This is a genomic window from Croceitalea sp. MTPC5 (assembly GCF_036985505.1).
Taxonomy (GTDB): domain Bacteria; phylum Bacteroidota; class Bacteroidia; order Flavobacteriales; family Flavobacteriaceae; genus Croceitalea.
Genome location: NZ_BTGQ01000004.1, coordinates 270,750 through 295,688, shown reverse-complemented (window position 1 = coordinate 295,688; position 24,939 = coordinate 270,750). Strand labels below are relative to the sequence as shown.

20 protein-coding genes are annotated in these 24,939 nt (G+C 39.9%); 11 read left to right on the top strand and 9 right to left on the bottom strand.

From position 1 onward, the window contains the following. Positions 1–195 precede the first annotated feature (195 nt). The 3 genes from AACM45_RS14040 to rho all read right to left on the bottom strand — a co-directional run bounded on the left by AACM45_RS14040 (position 196) and on the right by rho (position 3,913). Positions 196–861 carry a hypothetical protein gene (locus AACM45_RS14040; RefSeq protein WP_339143464.1) on the bottom strand — a complete coding sequence of 222 codons (666 nt, stop codon included), beginning with the start codon at positions 859–861 and terminating at the stop codon, positions 196–198. A 705-nt stretch (positions 862–1,566) separates the two neighbouring features. Then, entirely contained in the window at positions 1,567–2,211 is a 645-nt protein-coding gene (locus tag AACM45_RS14035) for a hypothetical protein (protein ID WP_339143463.1), read from the bottom strand. Positions 2,212–2,341: 130 nt separating this feature from the next. After that, positions 2,342–3,913: a transcription termination factor Rho gene (gene rho / locus AACM45_RS14030; protein WP_339143462.1), complete on the bottom strand. Its 1,572-nt coding sequence runs from the start codon at positions 3,911–3,913 to the stop codon at positions 2,342–2,344. Between the two features lie 190 nt (positions 3,914–4,103). Here rho and AACM45_RS14025 point away from each other — a divergent pair, with 190 nt between their 5' ends. Continuing rightward, positions 4,104–4,514 (top strand): DUF4293 domain-containing protein, encoded by a 411-nt coding sequence (locus AACM45_RS14025; protein ID WP_339143461.1) that lies wholly within the window; start codon positions 4,104–4,106, stop codon positions 4,512–4,514. An 81-nt stretch (positions 4,515–4,595) separates the two neighbouring features. Here the strand turns inward: AACM45_RS14025 and AACM45_RS14020 are convergent, their stop codons facing one another. Genes AACM45_RS14020 through AACM45_RS14010 form a run of 3 tightly spaced genes read right to left on the bottom strand, consistent with a single transcriptional unit; the run spans position 4,596 to position 6,945 of the window. Then, positions 4,596–5,459, bottom strand: coding sequence for a DUF6503 family protein (locus tag AACM45_RS14020; protein ID WP_339143460.1), 864 nt, complete (start codon positions 5,457–5,459; stop codon positions 4,596–4,598). A gap of 50 nt (positions 5,460–5,509) precedes the next feature. Further along, complete coding sequence (locus AACM45_RS14015; RefSeq protein WP_339143459.1) at positions 5,510–6,448, bottom strand: MBL fold metallo-hydrolase; 939 nt, start codon at positions 6,446–6,448, stop codon at positions 5,510–5,512. Further along, positions 6,445–6,945, bottom strand: a complete 501-nt coding sequence (locus AACM45_RS14010; protein WP_339143458.1) for a metallophosphoesterase family protein — start codon at positions 6,943–6,945, stop codon at positions 6,445–6,447. The genes AACM45_RS14015 and AACM45_RS14010 overlap by 4 nt, the downstream gene beginning before the upstream one ends. Positions 6,946–7,032: 87 nt before the next feature. Here AACM45_RS14010 and truA point away from each other — a divergent pair, with 87 nt between their 5' ends. Continuing rightward, positions 7,033–7,779: a tRNA pseudouridine(38-40) synthase TruA gene (gene truA / locus AACM45_RS14005; protein ID WP_339143457.1), complete on the top strand. Its 747-nt coding sequence runs from the start codon at positions 7,033–7,035 to the stop codon at positions 7,777–7,779. Then, the gene (locus tag AACM45_RS14000; protein WP_339143456.1) at positions 7,772–9,544 is read left to right on the top strand and encodes an ABC transporter ATP-binding protein; all 1,773 of its coding nucleotides are present in this window, start codon (positions 7,772–7,774) and stop codon (positions 9,542–9,544) included. Before truA ends, AACM45_RS14000 begins: the two co-directional genes overlap by 8 nt. Before the next feature lie 9 nt (positions 9,545–9,553). Here AACM45_RS14000 and AACM45_RS13995 read toward each other — a convergent pair whose 3' ends face one another. From AACM45_RS13995 to folP, 3 genes are read right to left on the bottom strand one after another with little or no spacing between them, the layout of a single operon-like run. After that, entirely contained in the window at positions 9,554–10,354 is an 801-nt protein-coding gene (locus tag AACM45_RS13995) for a DUF3667 domain-containing protein (protein WP_339143455.1), read from the bottom strand. Further along, on the bottom strand, positions 10,354–11,139 hold the full coding sequence (cdaA, locus tag AACM45_RS13990; RefSeq protein ID WP_339143454.1) for a diadenylate cyclase CdaA: 786 nt from the start codon (positions 11,137–11,139) through the stop codon (positions 10,354–10,356). The genes AACM45_RS13995 and cdaA overlap by 1 nt, the downstream gene beginning before the upstream one ends. A gap of 37 nt (positions 11,140–11,176) precedes the next feature. Beyond that, positions 11,177–12,016: a dihydropteroate synthase gene (gene folP, locus AACM45_RS13985; protein WP_339143452.1), complete on the bottom strand. Its 840-nt coding sequence runs from the start codon at positions 12,014–12,016 to the stop codon at positions 11,177–11,179. A 93-nt stretch (positions 12,017–12,109) separates the two neighbouring features. Here folP and AACM45_RS13980 point away from each other — a divergent pair, with 93 nt between their 5' ends. The 8 genes from AACM45_RS13980 to AACM45_RS13945 all read left to right on the top strand — a co-directional run bounded on the left by AACM45_RS13980 (position 12,110) and on the right by AACM45_RS13945 (position 24,927). Continuing rightward, entirely contained in the window at positions 12,110–12,649 is a 540-nt protein-coding gene (locus AACM45_RS13980) for a DUF1599 domain-containing protein (protein ID WP_339143451.1), read from the top strand. Continuing rightward, the gene (locus AACM45_RS13975) at positions 12,649–14,316 is read left to right on the top strand and encodes a BT_3928 family protein (protein ID WP_339143450.1); all 1,668 of its coding nucleotides are present in this window, start codon (positions 12,649–12,651) and stop codon (positions 14,314–14,316) included. Before AACM45_RS13980 ends, AACM45_RS13975 begins: the two co-directional genes overlap by 1 nt. Positions 14,317–14,323: 7 nt before the next feature. Next, positions 14,324–15,073 (top strand): triose-phosphate isomerase, encoded by a 750-nt coding sequence (gene tpiA / locus AACM45_RS13970; RefSeq protein WP_339143449.1) that lies wholly within the window; start codon positions 14,324–14,326, stop codon positions 15,071–15,073. Positions 15,074–15,090: 17 nt separating this feature from the next. Continuing rightward, on the top strand, positions 15,091–15,918 hold the full coding sequence (prmA, locus tag AACM45_RS13965; RefSeq protein ID WP_339143448.1) for a 50S ribosomal protein L11 methyltransferase: 828 nt from the start codon (positions 15,091–15,093) through the stop codon (positions 15,916–15,918). Between the two features lie 18 nt (positions 15,919–15,936). Beyond that, positions 15,937–16,212, top strand: coding sequence for an ATP-dependent Clp protease adaptor ClpS (locus tag AACM45_RS13960; RefSeq protein WP_339143447.1), 276 nt, complete (start codon positions 15,937–15,939; stop codon positions 16,210–16,212). A gap of 199 nt (positions 16,213–16,411) precedes the next feature. After that, the gene (locus tag AACM45_RS13955) at positions 16,412–18,514 is read left to right on the top strand and encodes a glycoside hydrolase family 16 protein (RefSeq protein ID WP_339143445.1); all 2,103 of its coding nucleotides are present in this window, start codon (positions 16,412–16,414) and stop codon (positions 18,512–18,514) included. A 142-nt stretch (positions 18,515–18,656) separates the two neighbouring features. Then, positions 18,657–21,464, top strand: coding sequence for a triple tyrosine motif-containing protein (locus AACM45_RS13950; RefSeq protein ID WP_339143444.1), 2,808 nt, complete (start codon positions 18,657–18,659; stop codon positions 21,462–21,464). A gap of 262 nt (positions 21,465–21,726) precedes the next feature. Then, the gene (locus AACM45_RS13945; protein ID WP_339143443.1) at positions 21,727–24,927 is read left to right on the top strand and encodes a glycoside hydrolase family 2 TIM barrel-domain containing protein; all 3,201 of its coding nucleotides are present in this window, start codon (positions 21,727–21,729) and stop codon (positions 24,925–24,927) included. Positions 24,928–24,939 lie beyond the last annotated feature (12 nt).

Below are 24,939 nucleotides of genomic sequence, written 5' to 3'. Positions count from 1 at the left end.
TTTTATTGTAGATAACTTAGGTTTCGTATTATTTGGGACTAGAGTGAAGTTTCGACGTATGGCAAAAAACCATCGGTAAAGTGCAAATACATAAAAACAACATCAAATGAACGAAAAAGACTACAAAAATGTATATTTTGCCGACGAACGGTAGGTTAATGTTGTGAATCTCGTGTAAATCGTGGTGAACCCCGTTTATCTGAATGCGCGACGTCGACCTAGCAACAGACCAATTAGATACATGGAATAGGAGGCCATGATGGTTAGTTTTAGAATATCCCTGAAGTGATATTCCACCCAGATTTTGGGTTTAAGAAAACCGGTAAGGTTTAGAAAAGGAAAGATCAAATGAAAAATCAACAGGCCCAAAGTTATCCAAAACATGAAATTATGGCGCTCAAACCTCCAATTCCGTCCACTAAAGTACATTAGGGCTACCACGATATAGAATAGGGATGCTAGTGTATCAGCCTGATAAAGCCCGCTATAAAAAGGATTTTCCATAAAACAATTTAAAATATAGCCCAACAATACGGTAAAACCAAAATACAAAATGACCTTTTTGTAAATTTTTCTTTTGACTATTTTGAAATACACCCAGAAAAAATAACCGAATACGAGAACGGAATGGATATTAAATATAATGACGTTGTACCATGCATACTTTGGGTCTTCAAAAAAGCTGATATCCTCATAGGTAATGATGAAGTACCCGAGCAATTCAGTGAAGATGGTATAGGCAATATAAATGGGGAAGAATTTTAAGACAGTATCAAAGTAACGATGGTAAGTAGCTATCGCCACTACGAGAATTATGACATAAAGGAGGATAAAGTAGCTGGTCTGTATGAATTCTAACATTTGAAGTGATTATTCAAAAGCTCTTCTTTTTCCTTTTACAAATCCTATGATGATTAAGCCATACATTACTATGATTAAGATTTTTAGAACGGTTCTCAAGCTATACTTTTCCCAAGTATAGTAGTCCAGATAGCCTATGAGGTAAAGAATAGGAAATAGAAAGTAAAAAACCAAAAGCCCACTGCTGATCCATGACATCAGATTTCTTGTTTGAACTAATTTCTTTCCATTATTAGACCTGTCATAAAAATATAACCCAACACAAAATATTAATGACCAGGACCCAACAGCTGTAGCATAATAAAGGTTAGTATCGAACGGATTCTGAAAAAAGCAACTAGCAAAAAAGGTCAAGCCTGTTATTATCGCTGAGTAAATAATCCATTTTTGATAAGTTTTGCTCTTAATCAACTGCCAATATACCTTGAAAAAAAATGCGAAAAATATCACGGAGAAAATATTGTAAATAATATCGTTGTAGGCACTATATTGGATATCGGAAAAAAAAGAAATATTAGGATTGTTTCTTACAAGATAACCCAAGAGTTCATTAAAAAATGTATAGGCAATAAGTATCGGGTAATACTTTAAAGGTGTGTCAAAGTATTGCCTGTATTTGATGGTAGCTACTATGAACGCCAAAAAGTAAAGCGGAATGTAGAAATGTCCTGAAAAAAAAGTAATGAACTCTTGGAGCATGATATTTTAGAAATCGGTTTTAGGTGGTGGTCCACCAGATCCGTAATTTAAAATCAAACTTCCTCCATTATAAAAATTAGGGGTAGGTGAAAAGTTGGGCAAAAGGGCTGCTTTTGATTTTTGTTCATCCTGTTGCCCATTATTTTGGTATTTCTTAATCCAATCACGAATTAATTGGGCTTTACCGTCAGCTGCTATAAAAATACCCCCATAATCACCGTTAACTTCAGCGGCAGGAACTATAAACACGGTATTTCTTCTTAGGTACTTTTTATTTCTTTTTCCGTAATTACCAAAATAAATACGTAGGCTGTCGGTTTTTGCCCCTCCTTTTTTAGCCTCGTGCTCTACATAAGCGATATATTGTTTTAATGAGTCAATATCAAAGGATACAAAACGAGTGGGTACAAAAGGTTTTCCATCATCTTGATTTTGCGACTCTATTTTGGCGATATTATTTGCCCTTCTATCTGAATAGTCCACATATAATGAATCGGCATCTGCAAGGGATATAATTCCTTCAGGTGCTTTTACCACTTTTTCAACTTCTGGGGTCGGTTCTGGTTGATGTTCTTTTTTCTGTTGTTCGCATGATAAGGTCAAAATGGCCAACCCAATAGCCATCAACATCGGTTTTTTAATGGTTTTCATAAGTTTAGTGTTTTTTAGGATTACAAGTTTTGGGGAAACTTCCCTAAAGATATGGTTTTATTCAAACATGTTAAATCAAAAAACCCAATGGATTTCCATTGGGTTTTTAACTATAAAAAACTTTTAAGGATTATTGGTTCATCGTCATCAAAAACTCTTCGTTGTTTTTGGTCTGTTTAAAACGTTGTTCGATAAATTCCATGGCCTCGACCGGATTCATGTCCGCAAGGTATTTGCGCATGATCCACATGCGTTGAAGGGTACTATCGTCGAGCAATAGATCATCCCTACGGGTGCTTGAAGAAGTAAGGTCAATAGCAGGGAATATCCTTCTATTGGCAATTTTACGATCTAATTGCAATTCCATATTACCAGTTCCCTTGAATTCTTCAAAGATGACCTCGTCCATTTTTGAACCGGTCTCGGTAAGTGCCGTAGCAATAATGGATAATGAGCCACCGCCTTCTATGTTACGGGCCGCACCAAAGAAACGTTTTGGTTTATGTAATGCATTGGCATCGACACCACCACTTAAAACCTTTCCTGAAGCAGGTTGTACGGTATTGTATGCTCTTGCCAAACGCGTAATGGAATCCAATAAGATGACCACATCGTGACCACATTCGACCAAACGTTTTGCTTTTTCAAGTACAATATTCGCCACACGTACATGTTCTGAAGCTTCTTTGTCAAAAGTTGAGGCAACTACTTCACCCCGTACATTGCGTTGCATATCGGTAACCTCTTCAGGGCGTTCGTCAATCAATAGTATGATTTGATATACCTCAGGGTGATTGGCTGCTATACCATTGGCAATATCTTTCAACAACATGGTCTTACCTGTTTTGGGCTGCGATACGATCATACCACGTTGTCCCTTTCCTATAGGGGAGAACAAATCGATGATTCGCGTTGAAATGGTACTTTGCCTTTCTGCCAAGTTGAACTTTTCTTGTGGAAAAAGTGGGGTCAGGTGTTCAAAAGAGACTCGGTCGCGAACTACTTGTGGGTCAATTCCATTGATTTTGTTCACTTTGATCAACGGAAAGTACTTTTCACCTTCCTTTGGTGGGCGTACGTTTCCTAAAACCGTATCCCCGGTCTTTAAGCCAAATAAGCGAATTTGTGACTGCGACACATAAATGTCATCAGGTGAGGACAGGTAGTTGTAATCCGAAGATCTTAAAAAACCATAGCCATCTTGCATAATGTCAAGCACACCCTCACTTTCAATAATGCTATCGAATTCAAACTCGGGCTCCTTATAACGGTTTTTAAGGTCTTTGTCAAAATTGCTGCTCTTTTTTTCGTGCTGTGGACGTTGGTTTTGAGAACCCCTTCTGTTTTGACCTTTTTGTTGTTGGGTATTGGGCTTGTGCTGTTCCCTTTTCTGGGTTTGCCCTGATGTTTGGGCCGTTGTCGGTGCCTTTTCTTCTTTTTGCTCAGCAGGGGCAGATTTTTTCTCCTCAGGTTTAGGGGCTTCTTTTCGTGGTGCCCGGGCCCTTTTTGGTCTGGCTTCTTTTTTTTCTTTGACCTCTGGTAGCTTTTCGGCTACCACTTTCGGATTAGAAGCTTGTACATCAAGGATTTGATATACCAAATCCAATTTTTTGATGGTCTTGAACTTTGGGATGTTTAATTCTTTTGCAATTTCCTGTAGCTCAGGAAGCTTTTTTGCTTTTAGATCTGAAATCTCGAACATTAAATAATCAATAGGTTAAACTTGTATCTGATTTTGAAGTAAAATGTTGTTTGTTGGATATTACAGTGGGGAAAGATTTCCCGGGGTAAGTGTTCTATTACAACACTACAATTATACAAATTATTTTCAACAACTTAGGCGATTTATTGAAAAGACACGTATTTTTGCTATCCGAAATCGATAAAATAGAATGATTCAGCGTATTCAAACCTTGTATTTAATTTTGGTGGCCCTCTTATCTGGGGTATTGCCCTTTTTTATACATCTTTGGGTCGAAGGCGGTTCGGGGCAATTTTTCGCCAAAAATGACATCCTTATATCCATTGCCTTTTATGCGGTTGCGGCTTTAGCCATCGTTGCTATAGTATCATTCAAGAAAAGACAGCATCAATTTGTGTTAAACAGGTTGAATATGATATTGAATCTTTTTTTACTGGGATTTTTCGTTTATCGATCACTAAACTTATCCGGAGGGGCGGCGGTCTCTGAGAAGGGTATTGGGATGTTGATTCCTGTATTTTCTATCGTTTTTCTGGTTCTTGCAAATAGGGCCATCAAAAAGGATGAAGATCTTGTAAAATCTGTGGATCGTCTACGTTAAACCTAACATCTTAGTAATATTAGTGCGTCAAGCCCCGAAATCTTTCGGGGCTTTTTGCATTTTAAAAACTCTTTGACCCTTCTATCTGGTTGTTTCCATAAGATTGTCAGTGGTGAAACCATTTCCGAAACTAACATCGGTAAGGGTTTGCACCAGGTTAGGTGATTCTGAATATCCATTTTCACTCGGCATAAAATAGGTTCTTTTTGTGGCCACCATTTGACCCTCTATATCGGTGTATTCATAATCAGCGATAATAACAGGCTCGTTTACGCCCATGAACGGTAAGGAGAAATAGAATCGATCAATTAGTTTCGTCTCAGGGTTTACGTAAAGAATGTAAGTATCGTTCTGCTCTTTACCGGTTACGGCAGGATCATAGGTGATTTTAAGTTTATCATAGTTCGTGCCCTTCAATTCTTCTTGCCCTTCAAAACTCGCTATGGTTCCGGTATCATTTAACTTGTAGGGCATCACGAACCAGAAATAGTTTGCCTTTCTTAAAAAATCACCGACAGCATTGCCATTCGGGTCATCCGTTTTTTTGTCGTCTATCATAACTGTGGTCTTTTCGCCGTCAAAACACTGTGTAACTTCGCCGGCCACGTCAGGCATTACATTGATTTCATGTTTGGTATAATGACCGTATGAGGCTTCATTGTCAAAAATGTAACGCTCTGTTGAAATATCCGTTTTGTTGACATCTGGGTTATGGTAGGTATAGGTATATTGAACATCACCCTTTTTCCAAAGATCGTTCCAACCACCATGTGCATATTCAATTGCCGCCAATACCGTTTGTAGATCTTGGGTATCATAGACGGGGGGCTTCTCGATTTCCTTAACTATGGTTTCCACCTGTTGAATTTCCTTTTTTGGTTTTTCCGCGCAAGAAATAATAGCCGTAATGGCGAGAACGGATAAAGTCTTAAAAAATAATTTCATAATGATTTGTTGTTGTTTGAAGTCTTAGACGAAAAAAACCAAGATGCTTACTAAAGTGAAAAAACGGCTTTGAATTTCGAAGAACGAAAGCCGCCTTTGAAGACCTCATCGCTTTGCGGGCTTTTCGCATTCAATAAGGGATTGGTATGGTTAAAATGGATGAAATGGACTTTTTTCTTTTCCAATGGTGGTAATGACTTCAGTAAATGCATACTTTCAATGACAAACGGATGGGGAATTTCTGAAATATCGCGATTGTCGATTTCTGCAGCGTCAAAGAAAGTGGCATCTAAAAAAGCGTAGTCTACTTTTTTGATTTCTTCCACAATCGATTTTTTCCATTTTGACCACTTATCGATATCGGGGATAAAAAGAACGCTCTTACTTGGGCCGACGATTTTATAGCCTACGGTTTCTGAAAACTCATCACGATGTGGTACCAAAAATGGAATGATATCAATGTTATTGGTAACCGATACGGCTTGCTCATTTTCAATTTGATGGATCTGAATGTTTTCAAGTTCCACCAATTGACTCCACGGGCCATTGGTCTCCAAGAATTTTTTCAATTTTGGCATCACATATACTTTCGCCTTTTTGGCGCCTAAAGCTTCCCGCCCCAAATGCATGAGGCCCGTATAGTGCCCTATATGGGCGTGGGTTATAAAAATGCCATCAGGTAATGTTCTTTCAATGCTGGCATGGCTTTGTAGCAGACGTATTTGCCGTGGCAAGTCTGGGGTTGCCTCAAAGAGGTAGGTTTTATTGTTTTCATGGTCGACTAGACCCAATGAAACCACTTTTCGATTGGGATCGGGCTTATCAAAGAGCGCTGCACAACATTCTTTTTCACAACCTATATGGGGGCTTCCAGCGTCTTGAACAGTGCCCAATACAAGTAAAGATACTTTTAGGTCCCCCGTCGGTATTGTTTGACCATAACACGAGAGGAAACTGACAAGTAAGATAAATGGAAAGCTGTATTTCATGACCCTCTTTTTCCTAGCTCGACGACTTCTAAGTTATCGATTTTTTTACCATCAATCGTAAATCGAAGCATGGTACGTATGGTATGAAAACCATGTTTTCCGCAAGCACCGGGATTCATATGCAGCACGTCTAATTTTTTATCATGCATGACCTTTAAAATATGCGAATGACCGCAGATGAACAATTTAGGGGGATCTGCATTGATTTTAGCCCTTGTCCTTGTATTGTATTTGGGGGGGTACCCGCCTATATGGGTGATCCAAACATCGACTTCTTCACATAAGAACCGGTGATGTTCAGGAAATTCCTTTTGAATATGATGATCGTCAATGTTGCCATGTACGGCCCTTATGGGCCTTAATGCTTTTAGGGTATCGGTTACCTTTAAATCGCCAATATCACCAGCATGCCAAATCTCGTCAGCCTGTTTGCCATACTTTAAAATGGAATCGTCAATATGACTATGGGTATCTGACAATAAGAGAATTTTGGTCATAAGCTAAAAATATGCTAAAATGCAACGACTTAATTACCCGTAATAGGGATTCAAGTATCTTTATTCCGCTAAAAATAGCAGTTTACTTTGAGATATTTTATTCGCTTCTCTTATTTTGGTAAAACGTACCATGGATGGCAAAACCAACCCAATGCCATTACGGTACAGCAGGTTTTAGAAGAGGGGCTCACCTTATTGCTAAGGTCGAAAATCAGTATGGTAGGTGCCGGTAGAACCGATGCTGGGGTCCATGCCAAAGAAATGTTCGCCCATTTTGAACATGGGTTTGTTCAAGATATCACGGATCTAACCCACCGATTGAATAATTACCTGCCACCCGATATCGCGGTAACCTCAATTTTTAGCGTCCCTGATGACGCGCATGCGAGGTTTGATGCACTTGAACGTACTTATGAGTATTGGATAGTTCAAGAAAAAAACCCTTTTTACATAGATATGGCACACTATGTTTGGTCTTCCTTAGATATTGATGCGATGAACCGTGCGGCAAAAATTCTTCTAGAGTATCACGATTTTGAATGTTTTTCAAAATCGAATACGGATGTCAAAACATTTTTATGCACTATTAAAAATGCGGAATGGGCCCGAAAGAGGGATAAATTGGTTTTTACGATAACGGCCAACCGTTTTTTGAGAAATATGGTCAGGGCGATTGTGGGTACTATGCTGGAAGTAGGTCTTGGTAAGAAGAAACCTGAAGGGGTACGGGATATTATAGAAAGCAAAGACAGGGGGCAAGCGGGCGTATCGGTGCCGGCAAAAGGATTATATTTGACCAAGATTGTATATCCGGAAACAATTTGCAATGAGTAAAGATAAAGACACGGGAACAGCATTTGATTTTGGACTATTCCAAAGGGTTTTTGCCTATACAAAGCCATATAGGCCCGTATTTTGGTTGGTAGCTTTTGTGGCCATTTTTTTGGCTGCCTTTGCGATTTTCACCCCTTTTTTGGTAAAAGCGGTCATCAACCAAGCGCTTCCCGTTAATGACATCGATCTTTTGGCAACCTTGGTTTGGTTAATGCTTGCCGCCCTTTTTGGCCAAGTGGTCTTACAATTGACCTTTAACTATTATGCAAACCTTTTGGGGGAGTCGGTCATCAAAGACTTGCGTGTCAAGCTCTTCAAAAAAATGATGGGTTTTAAAATGACCTATTTCGACAATTCTTCCATTGGGGTTTTGGTAACAAGGGCCGTGGCCGATATGCAACGTATCGGGGAGATCTTCAGCCAAGGTTTTTTCGTCATTGTTTCAGACCTATTAAAGATGATCGCCGGTGCATTGGCTATGGTGCTGATCAATTGGAAACTGGCCTTGATCGTCTTTGCCATATTACCCATTATCCTTGTTGCTACACGTCTGTTTCAAAAAGCAATGAAAGTTGCCTTTATTGAGGTTCGTACACAGGTCTCAAACCTAAATTCTTTTGTACAAGAGCGAATTTCCGGGATGAAAATAGTACAGTTGTTCAATAGGGAAGCGATAGAGCGCGAGAAGTTTAGGGTAATCAATGAGAAACACCAGAATGCCTGGCTTAAAACGGTTTGGTACAACTCCATTTTTTTTCCTATTGCCGAGATTTCGTACTCTATTGGTATTGGCTTGGTGGTTTATTTTGGGGTACTTCAAAATATCAATATCGAAGGGTTCAATGATACCGGAACCATCATTGCCTTTTTCTTTCTAATGGATCTGTTGTTCCGTCCGTTACGACAAATAGCCGATAAGTTCAATACCTTACAGATGGGTATGGTGGCGGCCAATCGAGTCTTTAAGATCATCGATACCGAAAGCCATATAGACGATCTCGGTACCGTGGTAAAAGACGATGTTACCGGCGTGATCGAGTTTAAAGATGTTCGCTTCGGATACGTGGAAAACGAAGAAGTACTTCATGGGGTATCCTTTAAAGTCAATGCGGGGGAAACCATCGCAATCGTAGGTACTACCGGAGCAGGTAAGTCTACGATCATTAACTTATTGAATCGTTTTTACGAAATCAATTCAGGTGATATCAAAGTAGACGGAATATCGATCCGTGATTATAAATTGAAGTCATTGCGTTCACATATTGCCGTAGTATTGCAAGATGTTTTTTTGTTTGCTGATTCCATAGCGAACAACATCTCCTTACAAGATGATTCGATTGGTATTGAGACCATTGAAGCTGCGGCCAAGCAAATTGGAGTGCATGAATTCATCTCAAGATTACCTGGTGGTTTTCAATACAATGTGAAGGAACGGGGTACCATGCTATCAAGCGGGCAACGTCAATTGATTGCCTTTTTAAGGGCATACGTTAGTAATCCGGGGATTTTGGTTTTAGACGAGGCTACTTCTTCCGTGGATACATATTCAGAGCAGTTGATACAACAAGCTACCTCAAAAATAACGGAGGGCAGAACATCCATAATCATAGCCCATCGTTTAGCGACTATCAAAAATGCCGATAAAATATTGGTAATGGATGCCGGTAAGATTGTGGAAAGTGGCACGCATAAAGAACTTTTGCAACAAGGGGGCTACTACAACGATTTATACGAAGCACAATTTTTGGAGGAAGAAGTTGCCTAGCCCTTTTCGTCAAGAAGCAGCTTTGATCTGTTCCAAGAATTCAGGTTGGGTCAACATGTATGCCACCACTAAGAATATTGCTACAATAATCAAAATCACAAGTATACCCAAGAAAAGGAGCAGTTTTAAAATAGTCTGTTCAAGACTAAGTTTAAACAGTTTTTTAAAGACGTACGTGAAATAGACAATCTGTGCGATTCCGGTTAGAAAACTTAAGATCATAAGCATTTGGGAGTTCCAAATGAACATTATGTACAGCAAATTGACACATATCGACATTTGTGCGTATCCATAAATATTAATCACAAAGTGTTCACTGAAATTGTACGTTTTTTTATTGAAGAAGACAATCTTTGAGATCAACGAAAGCAAGGGAATCATCAAAACATAGAAAAGGTTTTGGTACTCGAAAATAGCATCGTTGATTTTTTTACCCATTTCGATATTGGCATTGTACCTAGGATCCGTGGGTTCTATCATTGCGTTTTGTGAAAAATCCATGGCTTCAGGAAAAACGGAACGTATCAGAAATACGAATAAGGCCCCCAAGGTCACGGCAATCGTAAAGTAAGAAATCGGATTTAAATATTTTTTGCGTACTCCATTAATGTAGCCGCCTATGACATCTTCGGGTCTGGTGAACAGCGCAAGAAATGTTTTTAAAAAGGTGTTGTCGATATTAAAAAAACGTTCAACGGCATCGTACCATAGGTTTTTTACCGTAATTCGATTTCGAATTACTTTTGCTCCGCAATCTGGACAATAACTATAATCTGTTCGTAGTGTATTCTCGCAGTTTTTGCAATGCATTACGTCAAATCTTTTTTAATCGTCTCTGATAATTCGTTTAGATTTTTATAAAGGACGAATTCCCCATTTTTTATATACGAAATAAGTCCTGTCTCTTCACTGACCACCAAGCAAATGGCATCGGTTTTTTCGGTAATGCCCACTGCGGCGCGATGGCGCAACCCAAAGCGAAGTGGAATATTCCTCTCGTTTGAAACTGGCAATATTACCCTGGTCGCGGTAATGTAATTGTCTTGTATTATGGCCGCACCATCATGTAAGGGACTGTTTTTGTAGAATATACTTTCAATAATGGGTTGGGTGATTTCTATGTTCATCGTATCACCTGTAGACCTAACGAAATCAAGACTGTTATTTCTTTCTATGACTAAAATAGCCCCGGTTTTGGTCATGGCCATTTTCTCACAGGCAGCCATTATGGCATTTACATCGGTATCTGTGGGTAATGCCTCTTGTTTTAAAAACTTAAAGTGTTTGATAAAACTACGTTTAGAGGCAAAATTAGTAGAGCCGATCATTAACAAGAACTTACGGATTTCTTGTTGGAATACAATGATCAAGGCGATAAGGCCGATATTCATAAAACCGCCTACCATACTACTGATCATTTTCATTTGAAGTAGCTCTGTGAGCTTCCAAAGTGCCCAAACGATAACAATACCGATGAAAATGTTGATGGCAACTGTACCTTTTACGAGTTTGTAGATGTAGTAGAGTAGAATAGCGACCAAAAAGATATCGATGAAATCGGTAATCTTAAACTCTAAAAAATTAAGGAATTCCAACGGCCGTGTTTTTGTAAAATTAGGAAAAATAGGTGTATTAAAACGAAATTCCGTTCGCTTCCAATTCTTTGTGCAACAGAACACATTCGACAGCCTCTTTTACATCATGAACCCTTAAAAGGTTTGCACCGTTCTGTAGTGCTATCATATGTAGTGCGGTCGTTCCATTCAAGGCCTTTGAGGGGTTTGAGTGTACTGTTTTGTATATCATTGACTTGCGGCTGATACCCGCAAGCAATGGTACCCCAAAGTTCTTGAGTAAATTGAAATGGGCCAGTAGCTGAAAATTTTGTTGGGTCGATTTTGCAAAGCCAAACCCTGGGTCTATGATGATATCGTTGATTTTCAGTTCCCTTGCCAATGCGACCTTTTGTGAAAAAAAATAGCGTAAGTCTTTCATCATGTTGCCGTAGTTGGTAAGTTCTTTCATGTTTTGTGGGGTACCCTTCATATGCATCATGATATAAGGTACTTGGTTTGATGCTATGGTATCGAACATGTGTTCATCTAAATTGCCGGCAGAAATATCGTTGATCATTGCCGCACCAAGTTGCAAACACTTTTGGGCCACTTTGCTTCTAAAGGTATCTACTGAGATCAGGGTTTCAGGAAATTCTTGTATAATCAGATTGATTATGGGTAAAATACGATGTAACTCTTCATCTTCTGAAACATGCTCTGCCCCAGGTCTCGAACTATAGGCGCCGATGTCTATAAATGTTGCTCCTTCCAAAAGCATTTTCTCAACTTGTTGGAGAATAGTTCGCGAATTTTTGAATTTTCCTCCATCATAAAAAGAGTCTGGGGTTATATTCAGGATTCCCATGATTTTCGGATCGGTCAAATCAATCAGGTTCCCCCTACAGTTTATTGTCATAAAAAAAGTTAGCTTTACTGGGTTTCGTTATCTTTGTCGCTTTCCGATTACGGACTTTTAATTGAAACGAAATTTACACAAATAAACCCATTCATGCAGCAGACCTCGCAACAGTATGATGCCGTTATTAAAGAATGTCGAAAATTATTTGAGAACAAAACGAAAGACTATGGTACGGCCTGGCGAATTCTGAGATTACCGTCACTTACCGATCAAATTTTCATAAAGGCACAACGCATTAGGGGCTTGCAAGAAAATGAGGTGCGCAAAGTAGATGAAGGGGAACAATCAGAGTTTATGGGCATTATCAATTATGCGGTAATGGCGTTGGTGCAATTGGAAAGGGGAGTGGTTGAAAAGCCTGATTTGAATGAGTCGGAAGCCATCGCCTTGTACGATGAGAAGATAGCTGCGACCAAAGCATTGATGGAAAACAAAAACCACGATTACGGTGAGGCTTGGAGGGCGATGCGGGTGAGTTCGCTTACAGATCTGATTTTGCAAAAATTACTTCGTGTAAAGGAAATTGAAAACAACAAAGGTAAAACCTTGGTCAGTGAAGGTGTTGATGCCAATTACCAAGATATGATCAATTATGCCGTTTTTGCATTGATACATTTAAATAGGCCCTAATGAAATATATCGTTGGATTTTCAAGAGTATTCGTTGGAATATTGTTTATCATCAGTGGATTGATCAAACTTAACGATCCCGTCGGTTTTTCATTTAAGTTGGAAGAATATTTTAGCCAAGGCGTTTTTGATTGGCCGATATTTATGCCCTATGCTTTGGGCATAGCTATTTTCGTAGTAATCGTTGAGGTTGTTCTTGGAGTAATGTTGTTAATTGGTTTTAAGCCGAGGTTCACCGTGTGGAGTTTGCTGGCCATGATTTTGTTTTTTACCTTTTTGACCTTCTACTCGGCCTATTTCAATAAGGTTACCGATTGTGGTTGTTTTGGTGATGCCATTAAGCTGACCCCGTGGGAATCCTTTACGAAAGACATCATTTTATTGGTATTGATAGCGATATTGGTTTTTGGGGTAACTTACGTTAAACCACTTTTTAATAGAAAGGTAAATCTAAACGTGATGGCCTTCGCCCTCGTTGGGTGCATTCTTTTCTGTTATCAAGTTTTAAGCCACCTGCCTTCTTTGGATTTTAGACCTTATAAAATCGGTGCCAACATCAAAGAGGGAATGACGGTCCCTGATAATGCCCCGAAGGCCATTTATGAATACGAATGGAAGTTCAAGGTCGACGGTGAAGAAGAAATTATTGTTACCAATGGTGATTACCCTGATATAGCCGGTGAATTCATAGGTGTGGAAACTACTGAAATACAAAAAGGGTATGAGCCTCCCGTACATGATTTCACTATTGAAAAAGAAGGTGGTGATTTCACCGAAAGTATGCTTCAAGAACCAAAATTGGTGATGGTGGTTGCCTACGACTTGGCCAAAAGTAATTACGGCGTTTTTGAGTCACTTAAATCAACTACTGATGAGGCTATTCGAAAAGGTTATAAGGTAATCGGTATGTCAGCGTCAAGCAATGAAGTGGGCCAGGCCCTAGCCAAAGAATATGATTTGAACTTTGATTTCTATTTTACCGATGAAACCACTTTAAAGACCATTGTGCGTTCAAACCCAGCAATTCTGGTGCTGGATAATGGTACCATCCTTCAAAAAGTGCATTATAATGATTTTGATACGTTGGAGTTTGAAGAACCTGAAAACGGTATTTATTTTGACCTTAGGTTAAAGAAGGGTTTGGATAGTATTCTTGAATTGGACCAGAAGTATCGCGCCAATCCTTCGTCAGAGACTTGGAAACTTCAGATGGCAATAGATAGTTCGAATATCGACTATGTGGCGAAAGTGATAGCTGAGCATGGATATCCGGGCAAAAGCATGGTTGGTGAAGGGGCAAATGTTGCAGCTTGGTACGTAATTCAACATTCTGACGAAATTGGGCAATATTTGCCCGTGATAAAAAAGGCTGCTGATCAGGGTGAATTGCCTTTTAGATTGTATGCCATGATGTTGGACAGACATTTGATGCAAAGTAACAAACCCCAGATATATGGAACGCAAGGTTCTTCTTATTTCATGGGTACGCCTAACCAGATAAGCTTTATTTGGCCCATACAAAATCCTGATTCCGTAAATATTTTAAGAAAAGGTATTTTTGAAAATACCGTTGAAGAGAACGCCAAGCGATTGTTCGGCGATGACTTTGAATTGAAGTATTATACCCTTGAAGAAATTAACAAACTTATTCCTGAAATAAATAATTAAGACGATCATGAGAACCAAAATAGTTGCTGGAAATTGGAAAATGAACAAGAATCTCGAAGAAACGGAAGCCCTATTGGGCGAATTGGCTGCAAAACTTCCAGATACTTCTGCAGAAGTTATAGTGGCCCCTACCTTTGTAAGCCTATCTTCTGCCGTACAACAGCTGTCACAATCGGTTATTCAGGTTGCGGCTCAAAATATGCACTTTGCGGAAAACGGTGCCTATACGGGTGAAATCTCGGCCGATATGTTATTAGCCATTGATGTTGATACGGTGATTATAGGGCATTCTGAAAGACGCTCGCTTTTTGGTGAAAATGATGAATTGTTGGCCAAAAAAGTAAAGTCTGCATTAGACAAGAACATGAAGGTGATATTCTGTTTTGGGGAAGAACTCGATGATAGAAAGTCAGACAATCATTTCAAGGTCGTCGAAACACAATTGAAGAATGCATTATTTGATTTGACGGCATCTGCCTGGAGTCAGATCGTGCTCGCTTATGAACCGGTTTGGGCCATCGGTACAGGCGAAACAGCAAGCCCGGAACAGGCTCAAGAAATGCATGCGTTTATACGCAAGACAATTGCCGAGGCTTTCAATGCCGAAATAGCGGGCAATGTTACCATTCTCTACGGTGGTAGCGTAAAACCGAATAATGCGAAAGAGATATTCTCAAAACCTGATGTCGACGGGGGCCTAATTGGTGGTGCGTCTTTAAAATGTGATGATTTTATTGAAATCGTCAAGGCAATCTAACCAGAACGAATAAAGTTTTGAACTATTTAGAGTTTCAGTTTCATTTGCTACCGCTGCAACCAACATCCGATATTTTAGTGGCGGAACTGAGCGAAATCGGTTTCGAAAGTTTTGTCGAGCATGAGCACGGGCTTACCGCTTATTGCACTGAAGATGACTTCGACAAAAGCCAATTTGAAGATTTATTTATTTTCAGTTCCGATAATTTCAAAATCACGTGGTCCTCAAAATTAGTAGCACAGCAAAACTGGAATGCCGCATGGGAAAAAAGTTTTGATCCGATCAAAGTTGGTGATGATTGTATTGTTCGTGCACCGTTTCATGAAAAAGAAGGGGTCACTTACGATTTGGTCATAGAACCGAAAATGAGTTTTGGCACCGGGCATCATGAAACAACCCATATGATGTTATCGCATATTCTCGATAATGACTTTCAGGGAAAAAAAGTACTTGACATGGGCTGCGGAACAGGGGTCTTGGCCATACTTGCCGAAAAACGAGGGGCCATCGAACTTGAAGCAATAGATATCGATAATTGGTGTTACCAGAATTCGATAGAAAATTCCCAAAGGAACAACTGTAAAAAAATAAAGGTCTTTGAGGGTGATTCGAGTTTGCTCAAGAACAGAAAATATGATATTATCCTAGCCAATATCAATAGAAATATTCTATTGGAAGACATTCCCCACTATGTAAATTCTTTGAATGCAAAAGGCACCCTTTTTCTTAGTGGGTTCTATTTGAGTGATTTAGATACGATATCCGCAAAATGTGAATCGGTTGGATTACAATTTGAAAAAAATCTGGAAAATAATAATTGGGTTGCTGCAAAATATGTATTTTAGATAATCTAAGGTCAAGCAATGGGAACAAGAGAGAAGATTTCTGAAGAGGTACTGCTAGAAGAAGAGGTTGTCAAACAAAGTGAAATCATACTTTTCAATGACGATGTAAATACCTTCGATCATGTTATCAATACGTTGATAGCCGTTTGTGAACATTCCCCAGAACAAGCGGAACAATGTTCACTGATAGTCCATTACAAAGGCAAGTGTACGGTAAAGACCGGTGAATACGATGACTTAAAGCCCAAGTGTTCAAGATTGCTTCAGGCCGGTCTGAGTGCTGAAATAGTCTGACTTGAACTTGGTTTGAGATTATTGCCCTCAACTCAATTTTATCATATTTGTAAAAAAGCTATTCGTTTTTTGCGATTTTGGTGCTATATTTCGATATAATTATGTGATTGTTTGATGTTTTTCGTGTTTTTTACGGATTTTCTTTATAAACATTAAACAGATTCTTGAAATATATTTAACCAAACTTCAAAAAAACGAGATGAAAAAAAATAGCTTTGCTTTAGCTTATTTAGTATTGTGCGCATTCATTGTGTTATTATCATGCGATGATGACGATATTCCGGCCCAGGGCGTCATTCCGGTAAACCTAACTATTGATTCCAATGTATCCGCTGATGGTTCAGGGTTAGTGGAAGTGACTCCTTCCGCTGAAAATGCGGTTAGTTTTGTCGTTGATTTTGAGCCTGACGCAGATGCGGTCATTATAGCCCCTGGTGAGACGGCGTCATATCAATACACCCAAACCGGTGAAACCACGTATGAAATAACCGTAACGGCTTATAGCCTTGGCGGTGGTAAGGTGAGTTCTACTATCACGGTTGGTTTAGAGGTACTTCCCGGTATTGATCCAGACATCTTACAGAAGTTGGCAGGTGATGGTGAAAAACGATGGGTTTGGGCACAAACTGTCGGGGGTCATTTTGGGGTAGGTCCTACTACAAATGATTTTCCTGAATTTTTCAGTGCTACCCCAAATTCGTTAAACCCTTGCCTTTATGATGACGTCTTGGTTTTTAGTTACGACGATAGTAACAATTTCACTTATACCTTGGAACCAGGATCAACTAATGAGGTTTTTATCAATTGGACAGAAGTGAATCGCTTTTTTCCGGAAGCTACTCCACAACAATTCGTGGATGAGTGTCGGGACATTACCGACCAAGCTAGTTTTCAATCCGAGTTTACGGTTATCGAGAATGTTGATGGTACGCAAACCTTGGATATTGGGGAAAGCTTTTTAAGTTATTGGGCCGTAATACCCGGACAGTATCAGATTACCGAACTCACTGAAGATAGATTAGTAGTACGTGGAATAAGCCAGCCTTTTAATGGTGACGACCCCCTAGCTTGGTACAGCATTTTTACGCCAGAAGGTGAAACAGGCGGTGGTGATCCTTTAGAGACCGCTTTTACAAATCTGGTTTGGTCAGATGAATTCGATACGGATGGTGCACCTGACCCGGCAAGTTGGACGTACGATTTAGGTAATGGCGATAACGGGTGGGGCAATCAAGAACTTCAGAGTTATACCAGCGACCCAAGCAATGTGGTGGTCGAAGGAGGTAACTTAAAAATTACCGCTAGGTCTGAGGGAACGACTACGGATGGGATTTATTACTACGATGAATTTCAACTTGTTGATGCAGGTAATACGACCCAGGTCTTGGTAGAGGATTTCGAAAATGCCGCACCTGCACTCAATAATTTTGGTGGTGGCTTTTCTGAGGTAATAGACAACCCCGATCCGACTGGTTCGAATACGACTGCAACCGTAGCAAGGTTTACAAAACCAATTGGTTCAGAAGTTTTTGCTGGGACCTCATTTGATGTTTCATCACCTTTAGACTTATCGACTACCAATCAAATCAGTATTAAGACCTGGTCACCTACCGTTGGTACGGTGGTTAAATTGAAATTGGAGAACTCGGCAGATGCCGATAACCAGTCGTTCGAAGTGGATTTAAGCACTACGGTCATGAACGCTTGGGAAGAACTGGTCTATGACTTTAGCATGGCCCCTGACTTTTCATACGATCGAGTGGTGATTTTCTTTGATTTCGGCAGCACGGGTTCTGCGGGCGCAGCGTATACCTCTGCGAGGATCAAGAGTGAAGGTCTTCAAGAATTTACCTACGGGCGGGTTGCTGCAAGGGCAAAACTCCCTACAGGAGGAGGTACTTGGCCTGCCATTTGGATGCTGGGTGCCGATTACTTGACGAATCCATGGCCAGCGGCCGGTGAAATGGACATTATGGAGCACGTAGGCAATCAACAAGATGTTGTTTTCGCCTCAACACATGACCCGAATAATTTTGCCGGAAATGCAAGAACTGGTTCTACTTTGGTCGAAGGGGCTTCCGATGAATTTCATCTCTACGAAATGGAATGGAACGAGACTGAGATTAAGTTTGCGGTAGATGGTATTGTTTATCATACGGTCAGTAATGATACATCCTTGCCATTCAATAAAGACTTTTTCTTTATTCTTAATGTGGCCATGGGCGGTACCTTTGGCGGTAACGTGGATGCGAACTTTACAGAATCTACAATGGAGATCGACTATATCAGGATGTATCAGTAATAACACTGATTTTTTCTAAAAAAGGCCGGATTTATCTGGCCTTTTTTAATAAATGGACTTTGATGCCTTCCGTTGGAATCAAGAAAAGGACTGGTGAAAAAAATAAGCACAATACATTGAACTAAAGATTTTTTGATATGTAATGGAAAGATGGGTGTCATGCTTTTTTAAAGTGTTTTTTTCGTTTTTGACCTTTGGGATGTATGCCCAAGAACTGCCGCCTATCCGAAATTATGCCCCCATTGAGTATAATGCCGAGAACCAGAATTGGAGCATTTCGCAAGCAGCTTCCAAACTAATTTATGTCGCCAACAATAAAGGACTTTTAGAATATAATGGTGCCCGATGGAAATTATATCCTTCACCGAACGAGAGTGTTATAAGATCGGTTAAAACGGCTGGGGATGTCATATATACGGGCTGCTATATGGAGTTTGGATACTGGGAAAAAGACAATTTTGGCCAACTTCAGTATACCTCATTATCCCAAAAATTGGAAATCGATCACATCGAGGATGAAGAATTCTGGAATATTCATGCTATTGGTGATTTGATGGTCTTTCAATCTAAACGGGCAATTTACATTACCAACCTTGCTGAAGGTACGGTGAACAGAATAGCTTCAGATCATACCATTGGCAAAATATTCAAAGTAGACCAAACCATTTATTTTCAAAGAATTGGCATCGGCCTCTATAAGATTGAATATGGTAGGGCCAAGCTGGTTACAGATCATCCGGCAGTAAAAACCGATGAGGTCATCAATATTTTTCAAGATGGTCGAAATCTACTCTTACTGACACAGAATAATGGTTTTTATACATTAGATTCCAAGCTGGCCCTAAATCAGGCTGACTTCACTTCAGCACGGTTACTTTCCGATTACAGTTTCTATACGGCAATAAAATCAAAGGATAAAAAGTATATTTTGGGTACCATATCAAATGGTTTGATTTACTTAAATGAAGAGGGGGTATTCGAGAAGCAAATCAACCAAACCAATGGCTTGGTCAATAACACGGTTCTATCAATATATGAAGACGTAAACGGTAGGCTGTGGTTAGGTCTTGACAACGGCATTTCTTTAGTGAACACAAATTCCCCCTTCAGGGTCTTTGATGATGGTAAGGGAACTCTTGGAAGTATTTATGCTTCGGCCTTGCACGATGATTTATTATATATAGGTACGAATCAAGGGCTTTTTTATAAAAGGGCGAATAGCAATGCTGCTTTTGAGTTTATAAAAAATACACAGGGACAAGTTTGGAGTTTGCAGCTAATAGATGACACTTTGTTCTGTGGCCATCATTCAGGCACATATATTGTAGAAAAAGAGAAAGTCAAAAAAATCGTGGATGTACCCGGCACATGGCGTATTTCAAAATTTGATGACAGCCCTGACCTACTATTACAGGGTAACTATGACGGATTGTACGTATTGAAAAACGACCAGGGTTCTTGGGGCCTTCGAAATAAGATCAAGGGTTTCGGGAATTCCTCTAGGTATTTTGAGGTTTTTGAAAACAAGATTTTCATCAATCATGAGTATAATGGCATTTTTGAATTAGAAGTAGACCCTTCTTTTCGAGAAGTGCAAGAGTTTAAGAAAGACACCTCTATAAGGGGAGCTAATTCCGGATTGGTAAAATACAGGGGAGATATTCTGTATGCCTATAAAAACGGAATTTTAAAATATAGTAGGGAAGAAGATAGGTTTGTAAGCGATAGCGTCTTGAATACGTTATATACCGAAGGGGATTATGAATCCGGAAAGTTGATTTTCAATGAGCGTGAAGATGCGTTATGGGTTTTTACAAAATCAGGTATTTCTTGTTTGACCTATGATACACTATCCAACCAACCCAAAGTAAGTACGATTCCACTAGCTAACAATATCAGGAATGATGTTTTAGGATATGAGAACATGCTTCCATTAGGTGATGGAAAGTACCTTTTAGGAAGAGCGTCTGGTTACATCGTTGTGAACAATACTAATGTCGGGACCAAAAATTTCGAAGTACGATTTGGGGAGGTCATATTTGTCGATGCCGCCAGTTCAAGAACCAACAAAGACGTACAAACTAAAGGTAGTTTTGATAGCGGACCGAGTAGTATAGAAATTTCTTTTTACGTACCTGAATATTATAAGCTCTTGAATAAACAATATCAATACAGGCTAAGTGGATTTTATAATAATTGGAGCCCGTGGTCAGAAGATGATGTGGTCACTTTTGATAACCTACCCTACGGTGATTATACATTTCAGGTACGAGGTAAGATCGGTAACAAGATTTCGGAAAATATCGGTGTGTACAATTTCAGCATTGCCAAACCTTGGTATATTTCTAACCTGATGTTGGGCATTTATGTCTTATCAGTGGTGTCGTTCTCAATACTTATGCATACGATTTATAAAAGGTATTACACGCGTCAACGTGAAAAATTGATGGAACGGAATAAAAAAGAATTGGCGTGGAACAAAATTCAAAGTGAGAAGGAAATAATCAATATCAAAAATGCGCAATTAGAACTGGAAAATAAGGCGAAGAGTAAAGAATTGGCAGCTTCAACGATGAATATTATCAAAAAGAACGAACTACTATCCAACATTAAGGATGAATTGTTGCAGATCGATCACAAAGAAGCAATGAAGCCCGTGATTCAAATTATTGATAAAAATCTAAATCAAAATGATGATTGGGAGTTGTTTCAAGAAGCTTTCAACAACACGGATAGTGGGTTTTTGAAAAAAATCAAAGAATTACACCCGTCGGTATCACCAAGTGACTTGAAACTATGTGTATACCTGCGCTTAAATCTTTCATCGAAAGAGATTGCCCAATTGTTGCATATTTCACCTAGAAGTGTGGAGATCAAGCGATATCGTTTGCGCAAAAAATTAGAACTTCGACATGAAGATAATCTGGCAAACTACATTTTAGGTCTTTAACCCGCCCTTAATCCCCGGCATCAAACCTCAACATTGTCATACTACAACTCAACATTACCTATACAATGATAAATTGAGGTTGTTTTTTGTTTAAGTATATCCTTCAATACCGACTCTAAGAATATACCGCTAAACAAGCATGCTTTATATGAAATCCGCAAAAAATAAAATCCATAAATACGTTGTATACTTTTTGTAAAGGTATTTTTTGAAGAATTCATAATGTTTTACAGTATGTTTAAAATTCGAAAAATACTGGAGTATGAACAAAAACTTTAAATGGGTACTCGGGCTAAGTTGTTTATTAGTTACAACAACAGTGCTCACTCAGTCGGCAAACGTGTCCGTTGTGAGAAATGAAATGGGCATGACGTTGATAGTAGACGGAAAAGACTTTATGGTGAATGGCATGAATTGGGATTACATTCCAATTGGTACGAACACCGTGAATGCCCGTTTTTGGGAAAAATCAGATGACGTCATCATGGCAGGATTGGATATTGAGATGCCCCTACTTCAAAATATGGGGGTAAATGTCATTAGGCAGTATACGGGTGTTCCCGCACGGTGGATAAAATACATTTATGAAAATTATGGTATTTATACGATGCTCAACCATTCTTTTGGTAGGTATGGTCTAACATTGGATGGCGTTTGGGTCGAAATCACGGATTATGCCAATCCACGTACACAAGAATACCTTTTAACGGAAGTTGAAAAGTTGGTAACGGAGTATAAGAATACACCAGGGCTCTTAATGTATCTTCTTGGTAATGAGAATAATTATGGCCTTTTTTGGGCAGGGGCCGAAACGGAGGACTTTCCAGATGATGAAGAGGAAAAGAAGTTCATAGGCGAAAAAAGGGGGCGCCCTATGTATAAATTGATGAATGAGGCGGCCAAACGTATGAAGATGATGGATACCTCGCATCCAGTGGCAATCTGTAACGGTGATGTGTTGTTTATCGACATTATCGCAGAAGAATGCAAAGATGTCGATATCTATGGTACGAATACCTACAGGGGTGTTTCTTTCGGTGACATGTTTCAAGAAGTAAAGGAAAAACTTGATATGCCCATTATGTTTACCGAGTTTGGGGCTGATGCATTCAATGCAATTGAGAATGAAGAAGACCAATATTCCCAAGCCTACTATATGGTCGGTAACTGGAAAGAGATCTATGAGAATGCCGCGGGTTTGGGTAAAGCAAATAATTCCATTGGGGGGTTTACCTTTCAGTTTAGTGATGGCTGGTGGAAGTATGGTTTTGATGAACGGAAAAATGCGGATAGACATGACAACAACGCCTCTTGGTCAAATGGTGGTTATGCCCGCGATCTAGCCGCTGAAGGGGTGAACAATATGAACGAAGAGTGGTTTGGTATTTGTGCGAAAGGGCAGACCAGCTCAAGAGGTCTTTATGAATTGTATCCCCGTGCGGCCTACTACGCGTTGAAAGAGGCACATCAACTGAATCCGTATGATGAAGGTGTTGATTTGGGTTTTATTCAAAATCATTTTGAAAACATTCAATTGACCGAGGCCGTGCTTAAGGCACGTGGTGACAAAGCCGCCTTAAGGGGTGAGCAAAGTAACCTACTTCGTATTAGTAATCTTACGGCGAGGTTTTCAACTTTCAGCACCGGTGGTAGTCTTATCACGACCCCTGAAAATCCGGATCCGGATGATCCATTGACATTTCCAAATCAATTGGGTTTTGATCATATGCAATCCTATTTTATCGGTGTTGAAGGCAACCCAGCTTCCAACATGCGTGCAGAAGTCAACTTGAACGTTGTCGGTAACGTAGCCCAAAACCCTATCAACGAGATTTTTTATGAAAATAGGGCCAGGCCGATAACGGTAAGCTCGCCAGATGGTAATGTGATATTGGCCGATAATAATCGGGTAGCGGTATATCAGGCCAAATTTGAATGGAATGCCAAGGAATTCGACTTAAGGGGGTTTTTCAGAACTGGGCATTACCATTGGGGTTATGAAGGGGATTTTTTCAATTTATATCGAGAAGCAAACTACGGACCGAACCTTGATATTTATAATGGCGAAACCTTAGGCGTTGAGATTGACGGTAAGGGTCCCTTAAAAGGGATAAAGGCCGTGATTGGACCCCAGATTTGGTGGGGGGCTAATCCGACGATGCTATACAAATACAGCACCGATTTAGGCAAATTCGGTATTACAGGTATTTACCAGAGGGATTTTGAAACGGAGATTATATTGGATGATAATGGGGTACGGGTTTTAGACGCCAACCAAGTGGCAAGTGGTATTATTCCCCCGTTTCCTACCGAAAGGGCTACTATTGCCGTAGAACGCGAGTTCGGTAAATTTGGGGTTACGGCAGGTGGAATATGGGCTGGTAGTCCTTTGAACGGCACGATATTCCAAGATGTTAGGGGTACCCCGGGTAACTACACGGTTTTTGAGGATAAGATTCAAGCAAGTGATAATTGGGGAGGTAAAGTCAAGGTCACTTATGAAGGGGGAAAGTTCAATTGGTACGGTCAAGCTGCGGCGATGGGATTGGTCGCTAGCGGTAGCGCAGATCAAACCTTGACCTTTACGGGTTGGAAGTTAAGGGATACCGGAAGTGGAAACCAAACAAATGTTCTTAGCGGTTTCACCTATAGTACGGGAAACTTCCAAATTGCACCTAACTTTCTATGGCAGAAACCCTTGGTTGATCCAATACCGAATGATGTTCAAGGGCCAGGACGCTTACGAAATGTTATCGATGACCCCTTTGCGGTTCGGGCAAATCGAGAGACCACCGGGGGCGAATTGTTGATTACCTATGATCCCACACCGGGTACTTGGATGTATGAATGGGACAACGATAGGGCAGAAGATGCCAAATTTGCCATGAACCTGGGCTTTGTATACCGTCACCTACCAACGACCCAAGATGCGCATGTCGGATTCTTGGCCACGAGACAATTTTTTGCTTTTCCGAACTCTGTTCCAGCAGAGGATTTATGGGAGGTACATTCGAGAATGGTTTCCAAACTGAGTCCTGATTTAGGTATCATTGGCAATTTTTACTATGGTAATGGACAAGGGAATGGCGATTCAGAACGATTGATCAGACGTTTCGGTGGGGATGTTCGAATGATCTATAAAAAATATAGACTACAATTCACGCAAAAAATAAACGATTGGGGTCCCTTTGATTACCATCGCGATTTTAACCTGACCTTTCCGGTGCAATTGATGCTCGATATATCTACCACCCTTGGTAAGCCAGACTGGTTTATTTTACCAAGTACCCAAATAGGGATACGGGGAATATGGAGGTCTTTAGATGAATTTTCACCTCGATTCGCCCCTACGGCGGTAGACCCTAATGTATTTCCACCTGCGCCCATTCTGGATCCGGCCGGATTCGATAATGGAAATGAGTGGGAGATTATGACGTACATACATATCAATATCGGAAAATAAAAAGAAACCAAA